The organism is Zoogloea sp. LCSB751, assembly GCF_002028455.1.
In the GTDB taxonomy this organism is placed as follows: Bacteria; Pseudomonadota; Gammaproteobacteria; order Burkholderiales; family Rhodocyclaceae; genus Zoogloea.
Genome location: NZ_MWUM01000135.1, coordinates 1 through 287, shown reverse-complemented (window position 1 = coordinate 287; position 287 = coordinate 1). Strand labels below are relative to the sequence as shown.

1 protein-coding gene is annotated in these 287 nt (G+C 60.6%); it reads left to right on the top strand.

Annotation, left to right across the window (positions count from 1 at the left end):
* Positions 1-23 precede the first annotated feature (23 nt).
* Positions 24-287 (top strand): ATP-binding cassette domain-containing protein (locus B4920_RS30805; RefSeq protein WP_139379663.1); only part of this gene is annotated, 264 nt, incomplete at its 3' end.

Genomic DNA, 287 nt, shown 5'->3' with positions numbered 1-287 from the left:
TTCATAAGTAACAAGGAACAAACATGGCACTTTTGACATTGCACGGCGCTTGTCTGTCGTTCAGTGATTTCCCGCTGCTCGACAACGCCGAGCTGACCATAGAGCGCGGCGAGCGCCTCTGTCTGGTGGGCCGCAACGGGGCGGGCAAGTCCACCCTGATGAAGGTCATCGCGGGCGAGCTGTCTCTGGATGACGGCCGTCTGGTGTTGCAGCAGGACTTGAAGGTGCCCCGTCTCGAGCAGGATCCGCCCGCCTCGAGCGAGCTGACCGTGTTCGACTATGCCGCT